The sequence below is a fragment of the Luteibacter sp. UNCMF366Tsu5.1 genome, from assembly GCF_900119235.1.
GTDB lineage: Bacteria > Pseudomonadota > Gammaproteobacteria > Xanthomonadales > Rhodanobacteraceae > Luteibacter > Luteibacter flocculans.
The window spans coordinates 242475-263176 of sequence record NZ_FPIS01000003.1 but is presented as its reverse complement, the minus strand read 5'-3'; the positions used below and the strand labels follow the sequence as shown (position 1 = coordinate 263176).

The window sequence follows — 20702 nt, the reverse complement described above, 5'->3', positions numbered from 1 at the left end:
TCGCACGGCATGGTACCAGCGTTGGTGGGGCGACCACGCGCGATGCCCGTTCCCGTATCAATCCTCCGGACTGGTGCAAGCCGCGTAGCGATCCCCTTCTGCCTTCGTGATCTCGCCGCGGCCTTCGACCGTAACGCTACCGGTGTAGTGCTTTGCGTTGTCGAAGTCTACGTGCGCCGAAGCTGCCGGCGCCGCCTTGCAGGTGAGTTTCCAGGCCAGAGAGGTGGTGCGGCGTTGCTGGTCTGTGGCGGTGCATTCGCCGTCTGCCGGTGTCCATGCGGCGAAGGTGGTCCAGGGATCGGCGCCTTCGTCCACGCAATGCCATTGCACTTCCTGTGCGCCTGCCTTGCCGTGGATCACGCGCCGCACCTGAATCTTCCACAGTCCGGGCATGGCGCCGAAGTCACCGGCATCGGCGTGAACAGGCAGCGCAACCGTCAAGGTGGCGGCACATAGGGCGGTCGCGACCAGCGAGCTAGGGCTCATGGCCCTGGCCCGCCATGTGGCCGCTAAGAACTTCATCATCATCCGACTCCTTGCAAACACGAGAACCCTGCCCGCTTTCGCGGGCAGGGCCGGTATCGAGGCTTAACTTTGGCGATCAGTCATCGATCGCAGTGGTCTCGCTGACATCGTTCCGGTTGAAGTTGAACATGTCCATGAGGTTGCCGATGGCCGGCGCATTCACCGGTACGTACGGGTTCCCTCTGAACGACACCGGATTCGGCAGGTTGTCGCGACTGCGGGGTGAGATGCGGTCCTTGAGCATCCAATTGGCCTCCACGAATTTGTCGAACGAGACATGGTCGTAGTAGGTATGCACGACCTTGCCACCCGTGGAGAACTTCGACACCACCAGCAGCGGGATGCGCGTGCCGTCGCCGAAGAAGTCGATCGGTTGGATGTAGCCCGAGTCGTAATAGCCGCCACCTTCATCGAAGGTCACCATGATCACGGTGTCGTCCCACACCTTCGGGTTGGCCTTTGCCATTTCTACAATCTTGCGCACGTAGCCTTCGAACAGATCCAGCTTCGAGGAGGCCGGGTGGCCATCGAGGATGCCGTCGGGCTTGGCGATGGAGACAGCCGGCAGCGTGTCGTTCTGGATGTCGTTGTACAGGTCGTTGAGATCCTGGTTCTTCGCACGCAGTTCCGGGTTGGTCATGATCTGCGTGGAGTACAGGAACGGGTTGCAGATATTGCAGAACGTACCGCCCTCGCCGTCTTCCTTGCCGTCATCGAAACCCTCGCCGTAGTACTTCCACGACACATGGTGCTTCTCCAGCAGCAGTGCCAGGTTGTCCTGCATGGTTGGCGGGATCGTGAACTGATCGGCGCCCAACGGCGCTGGCGTGCCGTCGCCCAGATAGCCCGGGTTGTAGTTGTTCACGAGGTAGTAGGCGTGCGGTTTGCAATCCGAGCCCTTGAACGTCTCATACGGAAGCGAGTGCAGATAGTTCCTGATCTCTTTCACGCCGGGCTGGCTTTCGTCGGAGCAATTGACGTACGAACCGCCGGAGTATCCGTCCTGCTTCCACCAGTTGTCCGTACCGAACTGCGTATCCGGATTCTCGATCTGGTTTTCCGGGGGGGTAGCCGGCTGGCCGTTGGCGTCGGCGTAGTAGATCAAGTTGCCGTAGCCCAGCATGATGTGGTTGGCACCCGTTCCGCCCATCACCGACTGGTGGAAGTTGTCACTCAGCGCGTACGTCTGCGCCAGCTCCTTGAAGTAAGGCGCATCGCCTTGAGCCATATTGAGGAACTGCATGGCGGTGGCACCTTCACCGGTGCTCTGGTCGGTGAAGTTCGCCGGGAGCGGATTGCCGTTGGTGCCCGCGCCGATCGTGGTTTCCACCCAGGGAAACAGGTCGTTGCGACAACCGCTGGGGTTGGCCGGCGTGGACGCCTTCGCGTCGCAGTCGAGCTGCTGCCACATCTGGAAGAAGCGGTGTACAGGGCTGTTGGCGTAAGCGTCGTAGCTGATGGATGCGTGCATGTCGACCGGCGCGTTGGGAAGCTTGGCCGGGAACCGCGTATCGACCACGTGCTTTGGCAAGCCCGTGCCGCCGCTCGCGAGCATGTCGTAGGTGCCATCGGGCAATGCCGGTTCGATCGCCTGTGCCTGCGTTGCAGAAGCAAAAGGTGCCGCGGTGGGCGCACCACCGGTGTTCATCTGCGGGAGCGTCTTGTACTTGCCGACTTTCCGCGGCGACATGTCGAACGGGCCGGTGCTCGTGGCCACGTACTGCGCAGCGCGTTCCACGTTCGGACCCGGTGTGCCATCGGCATTGACGATGCCCTTCGACAGCAGGTTGTCCACCGACTGTCCCTTCGGCGGCGTGTAAGTGCCATACACGTGATCGAAGGTTCGGTTCTCGCCAATCAGCAGAATCACGTGCTTGATCGGGGTGACGGTGCGATCGCTGTTGTCCTCGCTGCGGGGCGGCTTGTGCAGCGTCACGACACCGCCGGGAAGGCCACCCGGGTTCTTGAACGGTGCCACGGGTACATTCTGGCGAAACGGCGCATCGTGATCGGGTGGCGTGGTGTCCTGGGCACTGACGACGCCGGCGAGGCCGGCGGAAAGCGTGCCCATCAACAGCGGCAGAAGCCGCGTGTGGCGCAGCCATGTAACCATGGTGAACTCTCCCTACGTGAAGTCTTCCCCCTGATTGGTGTCGAGCGCGGTGGTGGGTGACCTGTCGACGGCGGTGAGCATCGGCTTCGGATATGACCGATCGTTGGCATGCGCGCGACAATGAGTGAGGTCGTGATGGCAATCACGTGTCAACGCAAGATGTTGCGAACAATTGCTGTTATTGCGGCAAGAACTTGGCAGCGCTTCACACCACTTCGTAAGGACGCATCATCTCGTTGTCCTCGTGCTCTAGGTAATGGCAATGCCAGACGTACTTGCCTGGTTCGCCGTCGAAGCTCGCGATGATGCGGGTGATCATGCCGGGATCGCAGCGCACGGTGTCCTTCCATCCGGCCTCGTGCGCGGGTGGAGCTACCGCTGGTCCGGTGAATTTCAGTTCCCTGCGGGCGTTCCACGCGTAGAGGTCGAAGGGACGGCGCTCCAGTACCTGGAACCGCACGAGATGCAAATGGATGGGATGCGCATCGCCCGTCACGTTGACGAACGTCCAGGTTTCGACCGTGCCCTTCTTGGGCTTTTCGCTGATGGGATCGCTCCACATCTTTCCATCGAGCAGCATCGTCATCGGATTGCCGCCCGCGTCGTCCTGCTCGCCCAAGCCGAGCACGCGATCCTGCACCGCCGTGGCCGGATCGATGCGCTGCACCGGCCGCAAGGTGGATGGCACCACCGAGGTATCGCGGCGTCCCTTGGCGCGAACGCGGAACTCGACGATGCCATCGGCCTGGTGGCGTAGCTGCACCGCCTGGCCCGCATAGGCACTGAAGTCGACGATCACCTCGGCACGCTCGGCGGGATAGAGTTCGATGGCCTGGCGATCAACGGGCGCTGCCAGCAGACCCTGATCGCTGCCGATCTGTTGAAACGGTTTGCCATGCGACAGCGAGAGATTGAAGAAGCTGGTGTTGGCAACGTTGATCAGCCGGAAGCGGTAGCGGCGCGGCTCCACTTCCAGATAGGGATACAGCTTGCCGTTGCATAGCAAGGCATCGCCGTGGCACTCGGACACCCAGGGTGCGTTGGGATCGTCCGACACCGGGTAGTAGAGCTCGCCGCTCTTCGCGAGTAGACGATCGTAGAGCATCAGCGGTATGTCGAATTCACCCGACGGCAAACCCAGCGCTTGCTCGTCGTCGTCGTGTACAAGGAAGCTTCCGAACAGTCCCGCGTAGATGTTCAGTCGCGTAATGCCCATGGCGTGATCGTGGTACCACAGGGTGGTGGCATCCTGGTTCCCTGGATAAAGAGCGGTCGACGATTTGCCCGGCACGTACCAGTCTTCGGGCCAACCATCGTTCGGCGCGGAAACACGCGCACCGTGCACGTGAGTGACGGTGCGGACGTCGGGTTTGGATTTCTCCGCACCGTGAATGCCGTGATCGATGGGAAGGAAGTGTCGGGTAGGAAGCTCGTTGACCCATTCCACCAGCACCGGCTCGCCTCGGCGCGTCACGATCGTGGGACCTGGCGTGGAGCCTGCATAACCCCATTGCGGCGTGGGAGGCAGATCCCGGTGCACCTTTGCACGGAACGCCCGCATCGGCATGCGATAGAGCGGCAGCTGCTGGCCGCCGTACGCGGGATGTGTGCGCTTGCCGATCGGTGAGGCAATCGGCGGCACCGGTAGCGCATCGACGAATCTCGCCATGGTCAACGGATTCACCAATGGAACATTCGGCGCGGCCAGCCCCGGCATGACCATGCGCTGCGTCATCGGCATGGGCATTGACGAATCCATCGCCTGCGCCACGCGCCATGCATCGATGAACGCTGACGCGCCGACCAAGCCACCAGCGACGCTCAGGAAATGACGTCGGGAAGTATCCATGGGAAACCATCGTCGATTGGCTGTCGAGCAAATCACCGTAGGTCGCCTGAATGACAGAGACGTTTCACGCGTATCAGCCGTGTTGCACGAGAGGCAACCGACCACGCGAAACACAAAACATCGTTTCGCCATACCCCATTTCGGACGAAGCACGATCGACGTGCTGGCGATCACAAAACCGAAAATTTCGCAGGTTCATGCGATCGATTTGCGCAAGACAGAAACATGACGCGCCTAGACTCGCGGCACAACATCACTGGGGAAACAACACATGAATCGTCTGAGCGGTTGGCTTTTCGTCGCGTTCTTCGTCGTGTCCGGCTCGTGCTATGCGGGTACCGCGTGTCCGGATCTGTTCACCGGCGGCGTAGAGCCGGCCATCGATACGTCGTTGACCGCGCGCACCACCGAGGTGTGTCATACCGAATACGCGCTGCTGGCCTCGGGCGTCACCAAGGGCCCGCTGTACTCGGCCGAACATCTCACCGCCAGCCAGATCGCCGGCTCGGAATCCATCGGCCGTACCGGCACGTGGCACGCGGAAACCGGCATCCCGGTCGCTGATCGCTCGCAGTCGTCCGACTACACCAACAGCGGCTACGATCGCGGCCACATGTCTCCGGCCGGCGATGCCTCAACGCTGTCGAACGAGAAGGAAACCTTCTCGATGGCCAACGTGGTGCCGCAGTTCCATTCGCTCAATGCGGGCCAGTGGGAGCGCATCGAAAACTACGTGCGCTCGGTGGCGACGGACCAGGGCGAAGTCTACGTGGTGACCGGTCCGGCGTTCGAACCGGGTTCGAGCACCACCATCGGGGCCGATAACGTCAAGGTGCCCGACTATACGTGGAAGGCCATCTACGAGCCGGGCGTCGGCACGGGCGCCTACCTCTGCACCAACCTCCAGCAGTACACCTGCACGGTGGTGTCGGTGAGCGACATCACCACCATGTCGGGCGTGGATCCATTCCCCAGCCTGTCGGCCACGATGAAGTCGCATTCGATCAGCCTGCCGCTGCCGTAAGCCGTCGATGGGAGCCAGCCTCACGGCTACACCACTTCGTTGGCTTATCGCCAGCAGGCTGGCTCCCACCCGTCATTCCGCCATTCGAAGCTCGCTCGCTGCCGATGGACCAACTTCAGCACGGGTGAGCTGACGGCTGGCCGCAATCTCCTGGGCATTGCGGCAGGGCGGTTCAGTCGCTTTTTGCTGGCGTGCCAGCGTCAGGAGAAGTCTGTGCTGGGCAATCGTTCACAACGGTCGCGTCACTTGCCTTGACCGAAGTGTCGATCGACGCCGGATCAGTTACGCCCTTGCGACTTGCCCAGTCAACGAGATTCTTGGGACGATACGTTGCATCAGCGCGCCAGCGGTCAAACACGGTCGCATCAATCGACTCGTTGATTGTATGCGTTCGCCCATTATCGCCATCGACAGGATCCGCGCCGATAGGCCGATAGTAGTGCTTGCCTAACGTCAGAATCTCATAAATTCCGTGCGCCATTTCTGCAAGAGAATCATGAATGGGGCAACTATTGGCTCCGTCATCAAGATCGACGGTATCTTTAAATAAGAGGTTGTGCTCTTCGGCCTTTTGCTTCATCCACTTTAGCGGTGCTTGAGCCAAGAGGTCATTCTCGTAGCCACCGCCAACATTGGCGTGCGCACCTACAAACCAGCGCTGCTCCACGTGCGGGAAGTCTCGCTCTCCTGGCGCGCTCCCCGTGCTTGGCACAGTTTTGGTCCACAGGGTTGGCGTGAATGCCTCACGATGCTCATCGATCGCCAATGCGTGATAAGCGTGGGTATCGTTGATTCGAAGGTCGGTTTCCAGGAAGTCGAAGTCATGCCTGCTTACATGTGGCACGCAAGGAAGCGGTACGCCTAAACTCCCGACCGTGTCCCAAACCCCCTGAAACCAGATGGGCACGGGACGACTATATTTCTTCAACCACCGATCTTCGTTGGAGAGTGCTTGATCAGTGTGCTGCAGCGAAAGAATGGATGTGGCCGTTCCTTTGCGATACCTTTCATAAAGCTGCTTCAGAGACAGAGGGGATCCTGGCTTTAAGAGGCCGCACTTCGAGATGAAGCCAGCCAGGCTGCGTGCCGTGAATGCACCGCGACTGAAACCGAAGATAAAAATTTGCGCGTTTTCGACGTAGTGCTCGACTAGCCATTCATACGCGGCTTCAACTTCTTCGTTGATGCCGATGCCGAATGCGCCGCCCGTGATCTTCTCGCCCTTGGCAGTTCCGACGCCAGCACTGTAGTAAACCTGCTGATGACTGTCTTGAACGCAAAGCGATTTCAACCGCCAGACATTCGTATTGTCGTTAAGCGTGTTCCAAGTGCCGTCCAGAAATAGGGCGATGCGAGGCCGACCAAGGTCTGTCATGTGCGTCACTCCGTGCGGAGGTGAGCGACTTATAGCGAGGTAGCTGTCGACGGTCAACGCTTCGATGCTTCTTCAAACGGGGGCAAGCGCTCTCGCCTGGCGCTCCTCTGACGACTTGCCGGAATCGCACATCTTTACCTCGGAGGCATTTGTTTCGTCAGGTTGGACGCCTCTTTTGCGCCGGTTGTTCGTCTATGTAACAAATGCATTACATAAGAATTTTCACCGATATGCACGTGATCAAAATGGATGTATATGCCAGATCGTATTAGCGGCAGCATCGTCCACCAAACGATTCGGTGTCTTTATGGCAGGCGAAGCAAAAGTCGAAAAAATTCGTAAAGAGCTCAAGCCTATTTATCGAATCTCCATGATCGCACTTGGAGTTGCGTTTGTAGGGGGTCTGCTTGCGCTCGTGACAGACCCCGCACGTTTCATCGGCTTGGTAATTGTCTGGCTAGTGTCCGGCGTTGCCTGCGGTGCCTTTCTTGGTCTTCTCTTTGGTGTACCTAAGAGGAATCGCGAAGGCAAGGGCGTTGTAGTTGCAGAACTAAAGCCCAGCCCAAATCCCCAGCGATCCAATGAAGCCGGCCGTGCTTCGTTGGCCTATGCCGGCAACTCGAACTTCGAGGAAATTTCCGATTGGCTCACCAAGGTCATCGTCGGTGCCACGCTGGTCGGTTTGCAAGGCGCGCTCAGGGCAGTGTGGCATCTAGCAAAGAGCCTTCTTCCTTTTGGTCAGACCAACCAAGCTGCCGGAGCGAGCTTAGTCGTTGGAGCAGCTGCCACCGGGCTGGTTGGAGGCTTCATATCTATGTACCTCTGGGCGCGCGCCGAGCTTCCGAAGCTTCTGAACGACGCTGAAAATGGTGGTGGCACAGACGATTCGAAAGAGCAAATTAATGGGCCTCGGACCGATGCCCCAGTCGACGGCACGCCCACGCAAAAGGTTCCGGCACAGGACCGTCCACTCAACTCTAGAGGATTAGCTGATATCGCCACATTCCGCCCGATTGGTCAGGCGCCTTGGCTGACCGAAATGGCAGGAATGACTGCCGCCCAGGTGTGGGATACAGACTTCAATAAGGGGAAGTTTGGTGGTGCCAGCACCACTGCAACGAGAGTCTTGTCCGCCGTCGTTAAAAGAATATCGAAACGATACGTTGATGTGGTCCTCGCCGTACGAAGCACAGATCCACTCAATGACCCCTTGAAGGGGAAAGTTACTTTCTACCTTCATCCAACGTTTTTTGAGCCAGTTATCAAGGTCGAAGCAGTCAATTCAAAAGCGCAAACAGAAATCCGCACGGCCGACGCCTTCGTCGTCGGCGTCGAGTGCGATGACGGCCGCACCGTTCTGGAGCTGGACCTCTCCGTTATCGATGGCTTTCCGTCCGAGCTTGCTTAGCCATCCAAATGTTCGGAAAGCACGGATGGAACAGCGGCGCTCACTTTCTCTTTCGACCTGGGTTCGGGTTGTATGCTTCTTGCGCTAAATCCGCGCGGCGGCGTCAAGGTATTCAAAACAACTGCCCCTGCGGCGAATGCACCCGTGGCGGCACGAACTGCGACGTATCCAACACCGTATCCCAGGCGCGATGCAGCCCCGCTTTGCGAGCGGCCACATGCACCCGCTTGCGGATGATGTCCGCGAAGACACCCTGCCCGCGCATGCGCGTGGCGAAGTTGCTGTCGTAGTCTTTGCCGCCATTCATTTGCTGGATGAGGCTCATGATGTGGGCGGCACGGTCGGGATAATGTTGGTCAAGCCATTCGCGGAAGAGTTGCTTTAGTTCATGCGGGAGGCGTATGCAGGTGTAGCCAATCGCGTTCGCGCCGTTGACACCGGCCTGTTCGATGATTCCTTCGAGGTCTTTCTCGTTGAGCGCTGGGATGATGGGCGCGACGAGCACGCCGACGGGTACCCCTGCGTCGTGCAGATTGCGCACGGCCTGCATGCGGCGATGCGGTGCTGACGCGCGTGGTTCGAGCTTCGCGGCGAGCTTGTTGTCCAGCGAGTTGATGGACACGAACACCTGCACCAGGTTGCGCTCTGCCATCGGTGCGAGGATATCGAGATCGCGCTCGATCAGCGCGTTCTTGGTGACGATCGTGCAGGGGTGATTGCATGCGTTGAGCAACCCCAGCGCAGCGCGGGTGAGACGCCATTCCTTTTCGATCGGTTGATACGGATCGGTGTTGCTGCCGATGTTGATCGGCTTGCACACGTAGCTACGCTTGGAGATCTCGCTGCGGAGAATTTCTTCGAGGTTACTCTTTGCGAACAGCTTCGTCTCGAAGTCGAGGCCGGGGGAGAGGTTGAGGTATGCATGCGATGGACGTGCGTAACAGTAGATGCAGCCGTGCTCGCATCCGCGGAAGGGGTTCAGCGCCCGGTCGAAGCCGACGTCGGGGGAATCGTTTTTGCTGATGACCGAGCGGGCCAGCTCCTCCCGGATCTCCGTACGCGGTCGTATGACCTCGTCCTCCCGGTACCAGCCATCGTCCTCGGCCGTAGCGCGCGTGGTTTCGAAGCGCCCTTCCGGGTTGGAAAGGGCGCCGCGGCCCTTGTGCGGGCGGATGGGGGAGATGGGATGCGACATCGTACAAATGTACGATGTCGCAGTCTCAGCCGCCGCGATCCTACGTCGGTCCTTGTCGGACTTGTCCCCGCGCTGAGCCAATAAGCAGCAAACGACAAGAAGCGTAGGTGATCGAGTGCTCCAATCGGATCCACCTTGGCGACGCCCGAGGAGCGCGATGCCCCAGGGGCCCCGCTGCCTCGCGCCCGACCCATTCGTTAGACCCCTGCCCTTACCTGCCCATCGGGAGACTTGCTCATGCGTCGTTCGCTACTTCGCGCCGCCCTGTTCGCCACCGCTGCACTAAGCACAGCCGCGGCCTTCGCTGCGGACAAACCCACGGTCGTTCTTGTGCATGGCGCCTTTGCGGATGCCTCCAGCTGGAATGGCGTGATCGAGCAACTGCACAAGGACGGCTTCACCGTCGTCGCCCCAGCCAATCCCTTGCGCAGCGTGAAAACCGATGCCGCCTATATCGCGGACCTTTTGGCCAGCATCAAGGCGCCGGTCGTGCTTGTCGGTCACTCTTACGGCGGCTCGGTGATCACCGAAGCGGCCGAAGGCAGGGACAACGTGAAGGCACTCGTCTACGTCTCTGCGCTCTCGCCTGATGTGGGTGAGACGGCGGGTCAGTTGGTAGGCAAGTTTCCCGGCAGCACGCTCGGTCCCGCGCTCGCACCGCCCGTGACGTTATCGAACGGCGACAAGGATCTTTACGTACAGCAGGACAAGTACCCCGCTCTGTTCCCTGACGTGCCGCTCAAGCGGGCCACGGTGATGGCGGCAGAGCAGCGCCCGATCGCCGCCGCTGCGTTCGACGAAGCCGAAACGGCCGCGGCCTGGAAGCACATTCCCTCGTGGCACATCTACGGCACCGCCGACCAGGGCATTCCGCCTGAGTCATTGAAGTTCATGGCTGATCGCGCCAAGTCAAAGAAGACCGTCGTGATCAAGGGCGCTTCGCACCTCGTGATGATCTCGCACCCAAAGGAAGTGGCGAGCCTGATCGAGGTCGCCGCGAAGGGCGACTGACGTACCGTCCAGCCCGTCTCCCTACCCGCGCGGTAGGGAGACGCGGCGGCTAACCTTTGCGTTCGATGTTCGTGCCGATGCGCCAGAGCACACCGGTGGGATCGGTGATTACGAAATCGCGAATGGCCCAGGGACGGTCTTCCGGGGCTGACGCCTTGACTGCGTATTTCGCAGGAAGGCCAACCTCTTCGACACGACGCCACCAGGCGTCGACGTCTGCCACGAGCATGTGCATCATGAAGTTTTCAGCGTGCTCCTTGACGTAGAAGCGCTGGAGCAAAAAGGCGCACTCGCCTGCCTTGAGGTACGCCAGGCTGTCGTCGGAGAATGCGACTTCGAAGCCCAGATCGACGTAGAAGGCCTTCGAAAGCTCGAAGTCCCGGGACGGAACAAACGCCTTTATTTCCACCGTTTCTAGCGTCACGCGTGCATGCCCCCGTAAGGCGACCGTGCAGCCGCGACGCGACGCACTTCGCGCACGGAGCGTAGTCGCCACGCCAACGTCGTGCAAGGACGGGGAGCATGGCGCGCCTATCGCGTGATGCGCATCGACTGACAACACGAAAGCCGGCGCTCGTTCGAGTCGCCGGCTTCCGAGGTTTCAATGTTCCTTCGGATCAATGCTCCAGCGGCAGATCCTTCGTCTCCTTCACGAAGAACAGGCCGATGACGAAGGTCATCAGTGCCACAGCCACCGGATACCAGAGTCCGTAGTAGATGTCGCCCTTCCAGGCCACGAGCATGAAGCCAATGGTCGGAACGAAGCCACCGAACCAGCCGTTGCCGATGTGGTACGGCAGGCTCATCGACGTGTAGCGGATGCGGGTGGGGAACATTTCCACCAGCCAGGCTGCGATCGGGCCATAGACCATCGTTACGTAGAGCACGAGGATCGCCAGCAGCACGATAAGCATCGGGTAGTTCGATTGTGACGGGTCGGCTTTCTCGGGATAGCCCGCTGCCTTCACCTGCGCACCGACCTTTGCCACGAACGCCTTGTTCTGCTCGGTAAACGTGGCCTTGTCGAGTGTAGTGCCCTCGAAAGACTCGATGACCTCGTCGCCGATCTTCACCGTGGCGACGGTGCCTGCGGGTGCCGCGGCATTGCTGTATGGAATGCCTTTCTTCGCCAACACGCTCTTCGCCACGTCGCACGAACTGGTGAAGGTCTTCTTGCCTACCGGATCGAACTGGAACGTACAAGCCTTCGGGTCCGCCGTGACGACCACCGGTGCCGAAGCGGCCGCGGCTTCGACGGCAGGATTGCCGAAATGCGTGAGGCCCTTGAAGATCGGGAACATCGTCAGCGCGGCGATCAGGCAACCGGCAAGGACAACCGTCTTGCGACCGATACGATCCGAGAGCCAGCCGAAGAAGACGAAGAACGGCGTGCCGATGAGCAATGCGGCAGCGATCAGCAGGTTTGCCGTGGTGCCATCGATCTTGAGGCTCTGGGTAAGGAAGTAGAGCGCGTAGAACTGCCCGGTGTACCAGACCACCGCTTGGCCCGCCGTAGCGCCGAGCAACGCGAGGATCACCAGCTTCAGGTTCTTCCATTGGCCGAAGGCTTCGGTGAGCGGCGCCTTCGAGTGCTTGCCTTCCGCCTTCATCTGGCGGAACACCGGCGACTCCTGCAGCTGCATGCGGATATAGACCGACACACCGACCAGCACGGCCGAGATCAGGAACGGAATGCGCCAGCCCCATGCCTCGAAGGTTTCGGTGCCGAGGCCGAGGCGCGTGCCGAGAATCACCAGCAGCGAGAGGAACAGTCCGAACGTCGCCGTGATCTGGATGAAGCTGGTGTACAAACCACGCTTGCCCTGCGGCGCATGCTCGGCCACGTAGGTTGCCGCGCCACCGTACTCGCCACCGAGCGCAAGGCCTTGCAGCAGGCGAAGCAGAATCAGCAGGGCCGGTGCTGCCACACCAAGTGTCGAATACCCCGGCAGCACACCCACGAGGAACGTGGACGTACCCATGATGACGATGGTGACCAGGAACGTGTACTTGCGGCCGATCAAGTCACCGATGCGACCGAACACGATCGCGCCGAACGGACGCACCGCGAAGCCGGCAGCAAACGCGAGCAGTGCGAAGATGAACTGACTGGTCTCGTTGAGTCCGGTGAAAAACTGCTTGCCGATGATCGCGGCGAGCGAGCCATAAAGGTAGAAGTCGTACCACTCGAAAACGGTGCCCAGGCTGGATGCGAAGATCACGCGCTTGTGGCTGGTTCCGATGGTGCCATCGGCACGGAGGCCGCCTGCAGTTGTCGCCATGTCGGTCTCCGATCAGAAACGGTAGTTGCCGTTGAGCGTGAACTCGTTGGCAGAGGTTTTCTGGCGCCCGAGACCGTTGGTGGTGCTCGAGTCGAGGTTGCTGTGGATCCATTCCACGCTGAAGTCGTAGGCACCCGCGGTGTACTGCAGGCTCAGCGCGTTCTGCCGGTTCTTCAATAGACCCGCGGTATTGGCGGCGCGCCAGCGGAGCACGTCGCGGTCATCCGGGTTGCTTGCCGCGTAGGTGCCGTACACGCTCCAGTTCGGCGTGAACTTGTAGCCCACCTGCAGGTAGCCGCCCTTGTCCTTGATGTCGCCGAACTGCGAGAGGTCGCCGAAGAGCTGCCCGATCGCCGTGCCGGTATACACGGCGCTCTTGAGGATGAAGTTGCCGGGCGTCCACATGCCGCCCACTTCCACGGCCGTGCTCTTGATGTTGCTCTTGATCGGCGTGATCACCGTGCCGTCGACGCCATGGAGGTCCATCTTGCTGTAGTGCGCGGCAGCGAAAGCCTGCCAGTTGCCGCCCTTTGCCGTCAGCCTGGCTTCCACCTGCGGCTTGAAGCCCGCATTGCCTGCGGTGAGGTAGTTGGTCGTCTGACCCGGGCCGTTCCAGCTACCCTCGAATGCGGCCAGGTCGAAGCGCCACTTGGTGCCTTCGGAGCCGTGGTTGAGCTCCTGCATCCACATCACACCCGGGTAGCGCCAGCCGATCACGCCGGTGCCGTAGCCCAGCGGGAACGCGATGTGCGAGAGCGACTGAGGAATGTATTCGAGCGGGAACATGAGATCCCACATCTGGCCGATGCGGAACGTGGTGCCCGTGGAGGCGTTGGTCAGGTCCATATAGGCCTGACGCAGGCGCGGCGTGGGCTGCTGCTGGCTGTACGGGCCCGTGCCATTGAAGCCGCCGAAGAAGTCCATCTCGATGCGACCGCTGCCGGCCCAGCTCTCGGTGAACTTCGCGCCGGTGAAATCGAGCCAGAAACGCGTATTGCGAATATCCACGCCGCTCAGCGAATCGTTCACCCGGCCGCCCTGGCCCGGGATCGGATACTCGGCGTTGGCACCGTTACCGAAGGTGTAACCCTTGCTTTGCGAGAACGCGTTGGCGTTGATGAAACCGTGCAGCGCCACCGAGACGCCCGGTGCCGAGCTGAAGGTGGGCTTGGCGGGCGCGGAGGCCACGACCTTCTCCACCTTGGCGACCTTGTCGTCGGTCTGCTGCGCCTGCGTCTGGGCGGCCTGCGCCGTGGCGGTCGCCTGGCTGGTCTCGGCCTTTTGCTCCTGGATCATCGCTTTCAGCTCGGCAAGCTGTTGCTCAAGCTGATTGACGCGGGACTCCAGTTCCGCCTCGCGGCTGGACGTCTTCTTCGACTTCGACTGGGCGTGAGCCAAGTCAGGCACTACGGCCATCGGCAACATCAGCGCACAGGCGACACTCAGGGCGATGGCCTTGCGGCCACCGGAACGGATCGTCTTCATCATGGTCTCCCCAACCATTGGCAGGCCGAGCATGTGACACGGCCCGTAGCCGTGCCATTCGCCAAAGGTCGAACCTCGACCAAAGTCGTAGCGAGGTCGCAGCTTTATGCTGCGCCGCAGAGATAAACTTCCTCGCAAAGCCCCACGCACTCTTTCGGCAGCGCCGAAGCCCACGTATCGCAGGAGCCAGCATGTCCGATCTACACCCGGTCGATCCCGCCTTTGCCGCCAGGGCGCGCGTCCGCAAGGACGACTACCAGCGCATGTACGCGCGCTCCATCCAGGATCCCGACGGCTTCTGGAAGGAGATGGCCGAACGGATCGACTGGATCGTGCCGCCGACGAAGATCAAGAACGTGTCGTTCGACCCGAGCGACCTCTACATCCGTTGGTACGAAGATGGGCAGCTCAACGTCTCGGCCAATTGCCTGGATCGGCATCTCGAAACGCGCGGCGACAAGACCGCCATCATCTTCGAGGGCGACGACCCGAACGAAACGCGGAGCCTTACCTATCGCGAACTGCACACGGAAGTGTGCAAGTTCGCCAACACGCTGAAGAACCTCGGTGTGGTCAAGGGCGACCGCGTGGTGATCTACCTGCCCATGATTCCGGAAGCCGCCGTAGCGATGCTTGCGTGTGCGCGCATCGGCGCCGTGCATTCCGTGGTCTTCGGCGGTTTCTCGCCGGATTCGCTCGCCAGCCGCATCGCCGATTCGGGCGCGAAGCTGATCGTCACCGCCGACGAAGGCTGCCGCGGCGGTAAGAAGATTCCGTTGAAGGCCAACGTGGACGAGTCGCTGACCCGTCCCCGCACCAACAGTGTGGAGACGGTGATCGTGGTTCGCCGCACGGGTGGCGCCATCCAGTTCCAGTCGCCGCGCGATCGCTGGTATCACACGTTGATGGAAGGGCAGTCGACCACCTGCGAGCCCGAACCGATGGGCGCGGAAGACCCGTTGTTCACGCTGTACACCTCGGGTTCGACCGGCCAGCCCAAGGGCGTGCTGCACACGAGCGGCGGTTACCTAGTCTATACCAGCCTCACGCACGAGCTGACCTTCGACCTGCGCGAAGACGACATCTACTGGTGCACGGCCGACGTGGGCTGGATCACCGGTCATAGCTACGTCGTCTACGGTCCGCTGGCAAACGGGGCCACGGTGGTCATGTTCGACGGCGTGCCCAATTACCCGGACTTCAGCCGGTTCTGGCAGGTAGTGGACAAGCACAAGGTCACGCTGTTCTATACGGCGCCCACGGCCATCCGTGCGCTCATGCGCGAAGGCGAGGGTCCGGTGAAGAAGACCTCGCGCAAGAGCCTGCGCGTGCTCGGTACCGTCGGCGAGCCGATCAATCCGGAAGCATGGAACTGGTATTGGCGCGTGGTCGGCGACGAGCGCTGCCCTGTGGTGGACACCTGGTGGCAGACCGAAACGGGTGGCTTCATGATCACGCCGCTGCCTGGTGCAACGGATCTCAAGCCCGGATCGGCGACGCTGCCGTTCTTCGGCATCCAGCCGGCGATCGTGGACGCCAACGGCGCGCAGCAGGAAGGCACGTGCAGCGGCAACCTCATCATTACCGACTCGTGGCCGGGCCAGATGCGCACGGTGTATGGCGATCACCAGCGCTTCGTCGACACGTATTTCAAGACCTACCCCGGCAACTACTTCACCGGCGACGGCGCGCGACGCGACGAAGACGGTTATTACTGGATCACCGGTCGCGTGGACGACGTCATCAACGTCTCCGGTCACCGCATCGGTACCGCGGAAGTGGAGAGCGCCCTGGTCGCGCATCCGAAGGTGGCCGAGGCGGCCGTGGTGGGCTGTCCCCACGACATCAAGGGCCAGGGCATCTATGCCTTCGTCACCCTCGTGGCCGGCGAATCCGGCAGCGATGCGCTAGGCAAGGAATTGATCGCGGGCGTGCGCAAGGAGATCGGTCCCATCGCGGCACCCGATCATCTGCAGTGGGCACCCGGCCTGCCGAAGACGCGTTCGGGCAAGATCATGCGCCGCATCCTGCGCAAGATCGCGGAAAACCAGCCCGATCAGCTCGGCGACGTGTCCACGCTGGCGGATCCCGGCGTCGTGAAGAACCTCGTTGAAGAGCGGTTGATAAAGTAGTGAAGAGTGAACCGTGAAGCGTAAACCGTAGGTTTCCCCAGACTGCTCGCTACTCACGCTTCACCGTCCACTGTTCACCGTTAACACTCTCTCTCGGTCTACCCCATGTACGTTTTGATCGCCGATGACCATCCGCTGTTCCGCGATGCCTTGCAGCGCGCGGTGTTGGCGGCCGTGCCGGATGCCACCGTGCACACGGCGGACAGCGTGCCTGCGCTGTTCGCCTTGATCGAATCGTTGCCGGACGCCGACCTGCTGTTGATGGACCTGCACATGCCTGGTGCGCGTGGCTATTCCGCGCTTGCGCATATCCGCGGCCAGTATCCAGGCCTTCCGACCATCGTCGTCTCCGGCCACGAGGAGGCGCAGGTAGCCCGTCGTGCGCTTGCACATGGCGCATCGGCGTACATACCCAAGTCGGCGGCCGTGGAACAGATCGTGGAAGCAGTACGCGCGGTACTCGATGGCGACGTGTGGCTCCCACACCAACTGGTGGGCGGCAGCGTCGAATTGAAAGCCGACGAGGCCGACGTCGCAGCACGTGTTGCGACGTTGACGCCGCAGCAGTTCCGCGTGTTGACCATGATTGCGGAAGGTCTGCTCAACAAGCAGATTGCCTATGATCTCGGTGTCTCGGAGGCCACGGTGAAAGCGCATATGACGGCGATCATGCGCAAGCTCGGCGTTTCCAATCGAACGCAGGTGGCGCTCGCTGCGAGCCATCTCGATGTGGAGCAGGAAGCCCTGCCGAGCGTTCCCGAAGAGGGATGAGGCCTTCCGGCGGCTCGCGTCGCCGGTCGTGACACGTCAGGCGGCGTTCGTCCCGGTCCGCTTCGCCAGCGCGACGAGCAAAGCACGCAAGGCAGCAGGCCGTACCGGTTTGTGCAACACCGGATAGCCCAGTGCGCGCGCGCGTTGCTTCAACTCCGTGCTGCCGTCCGCCGTGACCATCGCCGCCGGAGGCATCGGCGCGATCTTCGTGCCCAGGAGGTGCAAGGCCTCGAGGCCGTCCATGCCCTCACCGAGGTGATAGTCCGCGAGGATCAGGTCGACATGCGTTTCTGCCAGCACAGCGCAAGCCGCGTCGATATCGATAGCCACTCGGCAGTCCACGCCCCAGCGACCCAGGAGCGCGCGCATGCCATCGAGGATGGTCTCGTCGTTGTCGAGGCACAGCACCGTCAGCGGTAGCTGTTCGCCGCCGCCGGGGCGCACGACGGCGGGCGGACGTTTGCGCGACACCGCGGCTGCTCGTGGAACCGTGATGCTGAAACAACTGCCGCGGCCGATACGCGAACGCAACGACAGCGGGTGGCAGAGAATGCCGGCCAGTCGATCACAGATGGATAGTCCGAGCCCAAGGCCTTTCTCACCCCACGGCGAAGGACGTTCGAGACGTTGGAATTCGCCGAAGATGCGCGCCTGTTGCTCGTCGGCAATACCGGGGCCGGTATCCCATACTTCGATGCGTACTTGATCGCCCTTGCGGCGCACGCCAAGTACGACGCCTCCGGCACGGGTGTAGCGCAAGGCATTGGAAAGAAAGTTGGCGACGATGCGGCGAAGAAGCTGCGCATCCGAGCGCACGGATAGCGAACTCGGTACGACGTGCAAGGTCAGTCCGCGCTGCTCCGCGATCACGGCGAATTGCTGCTTCAACGAATCGAACAGGTCGGCCAATGCAAACGGCGCGATCTCCGGCCGATAGCTGCCTGCGTCAAGACGGGATACGTCGAGCAAGGCGTCAAGCAAGTCTTCCGCGGCACGGAACGACGCGTCGATCCGCTCGGCCAGTTGCGCCACCTCGCCATCGAGACCGGGATGCTGCCGCAGCGCGGACGTGAAGAGTCTCGCTGCGTTCAGCGGTTGAAGCAGATCGTGGCTGGCCGCCGCGAGGAAACGTGTCTTTGACGCATTTGCCGCTTCGGCTTCGCGTCGTGCAATCGCCGTCGCGTTCAATGCTTCGGACAGTTCGGCCGTACGATCTTCGACACGCTGTTCCAGCGTTTCGTTGGCATCGATGAGCGCCTGTTCCACGTGCTTGTAGGCCGTGACATCCGTGAATGTAGTAACGAAGCCGCCGCCAGGCAGAGCGCGTCCGCGCATTTCGATCACCGTGCCGTCGGGACGCACGCGCTGGAAGACGTGTGGTGAGCCGGCGCGCATGTAGCGAATGCGCTTCGCAACGTGTTCATCGACTTCACCGGGCCCGCATTCGCCATGCTCCGCGTTCCAGCGAATCAGGTCGGCAACGGGCAGGCCGACATAGACCATACCGTCGGGGTAATCGAACAACTCGAGGTAACGGCGATTCCACGCGACCAGTCGCATCTCACCATCCACCACGCTGATGCCTTGCGATACGTTTTCCAGTGTCGTGGACAACAGCTCACGATTGAAGCGCAGCTCCTGCGACGCTTCGTCCATCAGCGCCATCGCCTCGGCGATGTCCAGACCGGTTCCCGACAGCGCGCCCATGAGAATGCGCCGTGCGCTCGCGGCGCCGACGGCGCTCGCAAGCAACCGCTCGGTGAACTGGATGAGAGGGCGATCGGCGGCATCGCTCGGTGCCAGTGTCACGCCATGCCGTTGGCCATACTCGTTGAACGCGCGCGCGGTCACACGGTCACCGACGATGCGTCCGGCAATGGTACCGAGATCGCGAACCGTCACGCGTCCGCGCCAGTCGCCCGCACCCGTCGCACTGCGCACGAACGGATCGACGAACAATGCCGCGTGCAGTCGCTCTGCGACGCTGGGTCTAAAGCGAAGGGAGATGAAGACCAGGCAGCCGACGTTGAACAGCAACGACCAGAACGTGCCGTGCGTGACCGACTCCCACCCCGTGACGTGAAACAGTTCAGTCGGCTTCAACCAGCCGATGCCGAACGGACCGTCTTCGACCCATTGGCTCTGCAGCCATCCCGCGCGGGTCATCGCCGGCAACAGCAGCGTGTATCCCCAGACGACAAAACCTGCCAGCAAGCCCACTTGCACACCGATGCGACTGGCGCCTCGCCAGTACAGCGCGGAGACGATGGCCGGGGCGAATTGCGCGACGGCAGCGAAGGAGAGCAGACCCGTGGCTGCGAGGTTTTCGGCGTTGGCGATGATCCGGTAATAGATATACGCAAGCGCTGCGAGCACCACGATCGCCACACGACGCACGAGCAGGACGACGTGCGAGAGATCGCCACGTCGTTCCAGGTCGAATCGTTTCACACGCAGCAGTGCCGGCATCACCAAGTCGTTGCTTATCATCGTGGCAAGCGCCACGGCGGCGACGATCACCATACCGGTCGCCGCCGAGAATCCTCCGACGAAGCCAACCAACGCAACGCCGCTGTCGCCAAGGGCGAGCGGTAGATTCAGCACCCACGCGTCAACGTGTCCTTGCGTGACCTGGGGCAAACGCAGTCCCGCACTGACGATCGGCAGCACGGCCAAGGATATGAGCACCATGTACGCGGGAAAGAACCAGCGCGCGCGGCGCAGATCGCGCGGGTCTTCGCATTCCACGACGCCGATCTGGAACTGTCGCGGCAGGCAGAACATGGCGCAGAACGCGAGCAGCGTCTGCGCAACGAAGCCGGGTGGCATGCTGCCTTTCTCGACCTGCGTCAGCGGCGTACGCAGCGTCTCGGCGATGCCGGGGCCATGCATATAGGCATAGACGCCGATGCCAACGAAGGCGAGTAGCTTCACCAGTGACTCGACGGCGACAGCGAGCATCATGCCGTGATGATGTTCGGTCGCGTCGATATTACGGGTGCCGAACAGGATGGCGAACACGGCAAGAAGGGCAGCGCACCACAAGGCCGTATCACCGAACCACCAGGCGGAGTTGTCGGCGCCGAGTACAGCGAACGACATAGCCACGGCCTTGAACTGCAGCGCGATGTACGGAATGACAGCGACGACGGCAATAACAGCAACGAGCGCAGCGAGGCCGTGCGATTTGCCGAAGCGCGCCGCGATGAAGTCGGCGATGGACGTGATGTTGCGTTCGCGCGCCACGAGCACGAGTCGCTCGAACAGACCGAACCCGAGCACGAACAGCAGCAGGGGGCCGAGGTAGATCGGCAGATACGCGAGGCCGGACACGGCCGCTGTGCCCACCGCCCCATAGAAGGTCCATGACGAGCAGTACACGGCCAGCGCAAGGCTGTACACGAGCGGGCGCAGCTTGGGCTGACGAGGATAAAGCGGCCGGCGATCGCCCACGTAGGCGATGCCAAAGAGCAAGCCTACGTAGAGCAACGACACCAGAAGCAGCAGCCAGCCTGCCATCACGATTGGGCTC

General features: G+C 61.5%; 14 protein-coding genes. 5 read left to right on the top strand and 9 right to left on the bottom strand.

Annotated features, from left to right (window positions below):
- Window positions 1–57: 57 nt before the first annotated feature.
- The 3 genes from BT115_RS14930 to BT115_RS14920 form a co-directional block, all read right to left on the bottom strand.
- Window positions 58–486, bottom strand: a complete 429-nt coding sequence (locus BT115_RS14930) for a DUF3617 domain-containing protein (RefSeq protein WP_072323417.1) — start codon at window positions 484–486, stop codon at window positions 58–60.
- A 115-nt stretch (window positions 487–601) separates the two neighbouring features.
- Window positions 602–2638, bottom strand: coding sequence for an alkaline phosphatase family protein (locus BT115_RS14925; protein ID WP_083527502.1), 2037 nt, complete (start codon window positions 2636–2638; stop codon window positions 602–604).
- Window positions 2639–2843: 205 nt separating this feature from the next.
- Window positions 2844–4487 carry a multicopper oxidase family protein gene (locus tag BT115_RS14920; protein WP_072323416.1) on the bottom strand — a complete coding sequence of 548 codons (1644 nt, stop codon included), beginning with the start codon at window positions 4485–4487 and terminating at the stop codon, window positions 2844–2846.
- 271 nt (window positions 4488–4758) lie between these two features.
- On the opposite strand from BT115_RS14920, the gene BT115_RS14915 reads away from it, so the two are divergent.
- Entirely contained in the window at window positions 4759–5511 is a 753-nt protein-coding gene (locus BT115_RS14915; RefSeq protein WP_072323415.1) for a DNA/RNA non-specific endonuclease, read from the top strand.
- Window positions 5512–5683: 172 nt separating this feature from the next.
- On the opposite strand, the gene BT115_RS14910 is transcribed toward BT115_RS14915, so the two are convergent.
- The gene (locus BT115_RS14910) at window positions 5684–6886 is read right to left on the bottom strand and encodes a DUF2235 domain-containing protein (protein WP_072323414.1); all 1203 of its coding nucleotides are present in this window, start codon (window positions 6884–6886) and stop codon (window positions 5684–5686) included.
- A 64-nt stretch (window positions 6887–6950) separates the two neighbouring features.
- On the opposite strand from BT115_RS14910, the gene BT115_RS18495 reads away from it, so the two are divergent.
- On the top strand, window positions 6951–8294 hold the full coding sequence (locus tag BT115_RS18495) for a pYEATS domain-containing protein (RefSeq protein WP_143144583.1): 1344 nt from the start codon (window positions 6951–6953) through the stop codon (window positions 8292–8294).
- Window positions 8295–8406: 112 nt separating this feature from the next.
- Here BT115_RS18495 and BT115_RS14900 read toward each other — a convergent pair whose 3' ends face one another.
- Entirely contained in the window at window positions 8407–9489 is a 1083-nt protein-coding gene (locus BT115_RS14900) for a PA0069 family radical SAM protein (RefSeq protein ID WP_072323412.1), read from the bottom strand.
- Between the two features lie 237 nt (window positions 9490–9726).
- Between BT115_RS14900 and BT115_RS14895 the strand changes: the two genes are divergently transcribed.
- Window positions 9727–10500, top strand: coding sequence for an alpha/beta fold hydrolase (locus BT115_RS14895; RefSeq protein ID WP_072323411.1), 774 nt, complete (start codon window positions 9727–9729; stop codon window positions 10498–10500).
- 49 nt (window positions 10501–10549) lie between these two features.
- On the opposite strand, the gene BT115_RS14890 is transcribed toward BT115_RS14895, so the two are convergent.
- The 3 genes from BT115_RS14890 to BT115_RS14880 all read right to left on the bottom strand — a co-directional run bounded on the left by BT115_RS14890 (window position 10550) and on the right by BT115_RS14880 (window position 14270).
- Window positions 10550–10924 (bottom strand): VOC family protein, encoded by a 375-nt coding sequence (locus tag BT115_RS14890; protein WP_072323410.1) that lies wholly within the window; start codon window positions 10922–10924, stop codon window positions 10550–10552.
- Between the two features lie 193 nt (window positions 10925–11117).
- A complete protein-coding gene (locus BT115_RS14885) occupies window positions 11118–12782 on the bottom strand; it encodes an MFS transporter (RefSeq protein WP_072323409.1) in 1665 nt (554 codons plus the stop codon).
- A 12-nt stretch (window positions 12783–12794) separates the two neighbouring features.
- A complete protein-coding gene (locus BT115_RS14880; protein ID WP_343124055.1) occupies window positions 12795–14270 on the bottom strand; it encodes a hypothetical protein in 1476 nt (491 codons plus the stop codon).
- Window positions 14271–14458: 188 nt separating this feature from the next.
- Between BT115_RS14880 and acs the strand changes: the two genes are divergently transcribed.
- The gene (gene acs, locus BT115_RS14875) at window positions 14459–16399 is read left to right on the top strand and encodes an acetate--CoA ligase (RefSeq protein ID WP_072323408.1); all 1941 of its coding nucleotides are present in this window, start codon (window positions 14459–14461) and stop codon (window positions 16397–16399) included.
- Window positions 16400–16504: 105 nt separating this feature from the next.
- Window positions 16505–17170: a response regulator transcription factor gene (locus BT115_RS14870; protein WP_072323407.1), complete on the top strand. Its 666-nt coding sequence runs from the start codon at window positions 16505–16507 to the stop codon at window positions 17168–17170.
- A gap of 36 nt (window positions 17171–17206) precedes the next feature.
- Here the strand turns inward: BT115_RS14870 and BT115_RS14865 are convergent, their stop codons facing one another.
- Window positions 17207–20692, bottom strand: a complete 3486-nt coding sequence (locus BT115_RS14865) for a hybrid sensor histidine kinase/response regulator (protein WP_072323406.1) — start codon at window positions 20690–20692, stop codon at window positions 17207–17209.
- Between the last annotated feature and the right edge of the window lie 10 nt (window positions 20693–20702).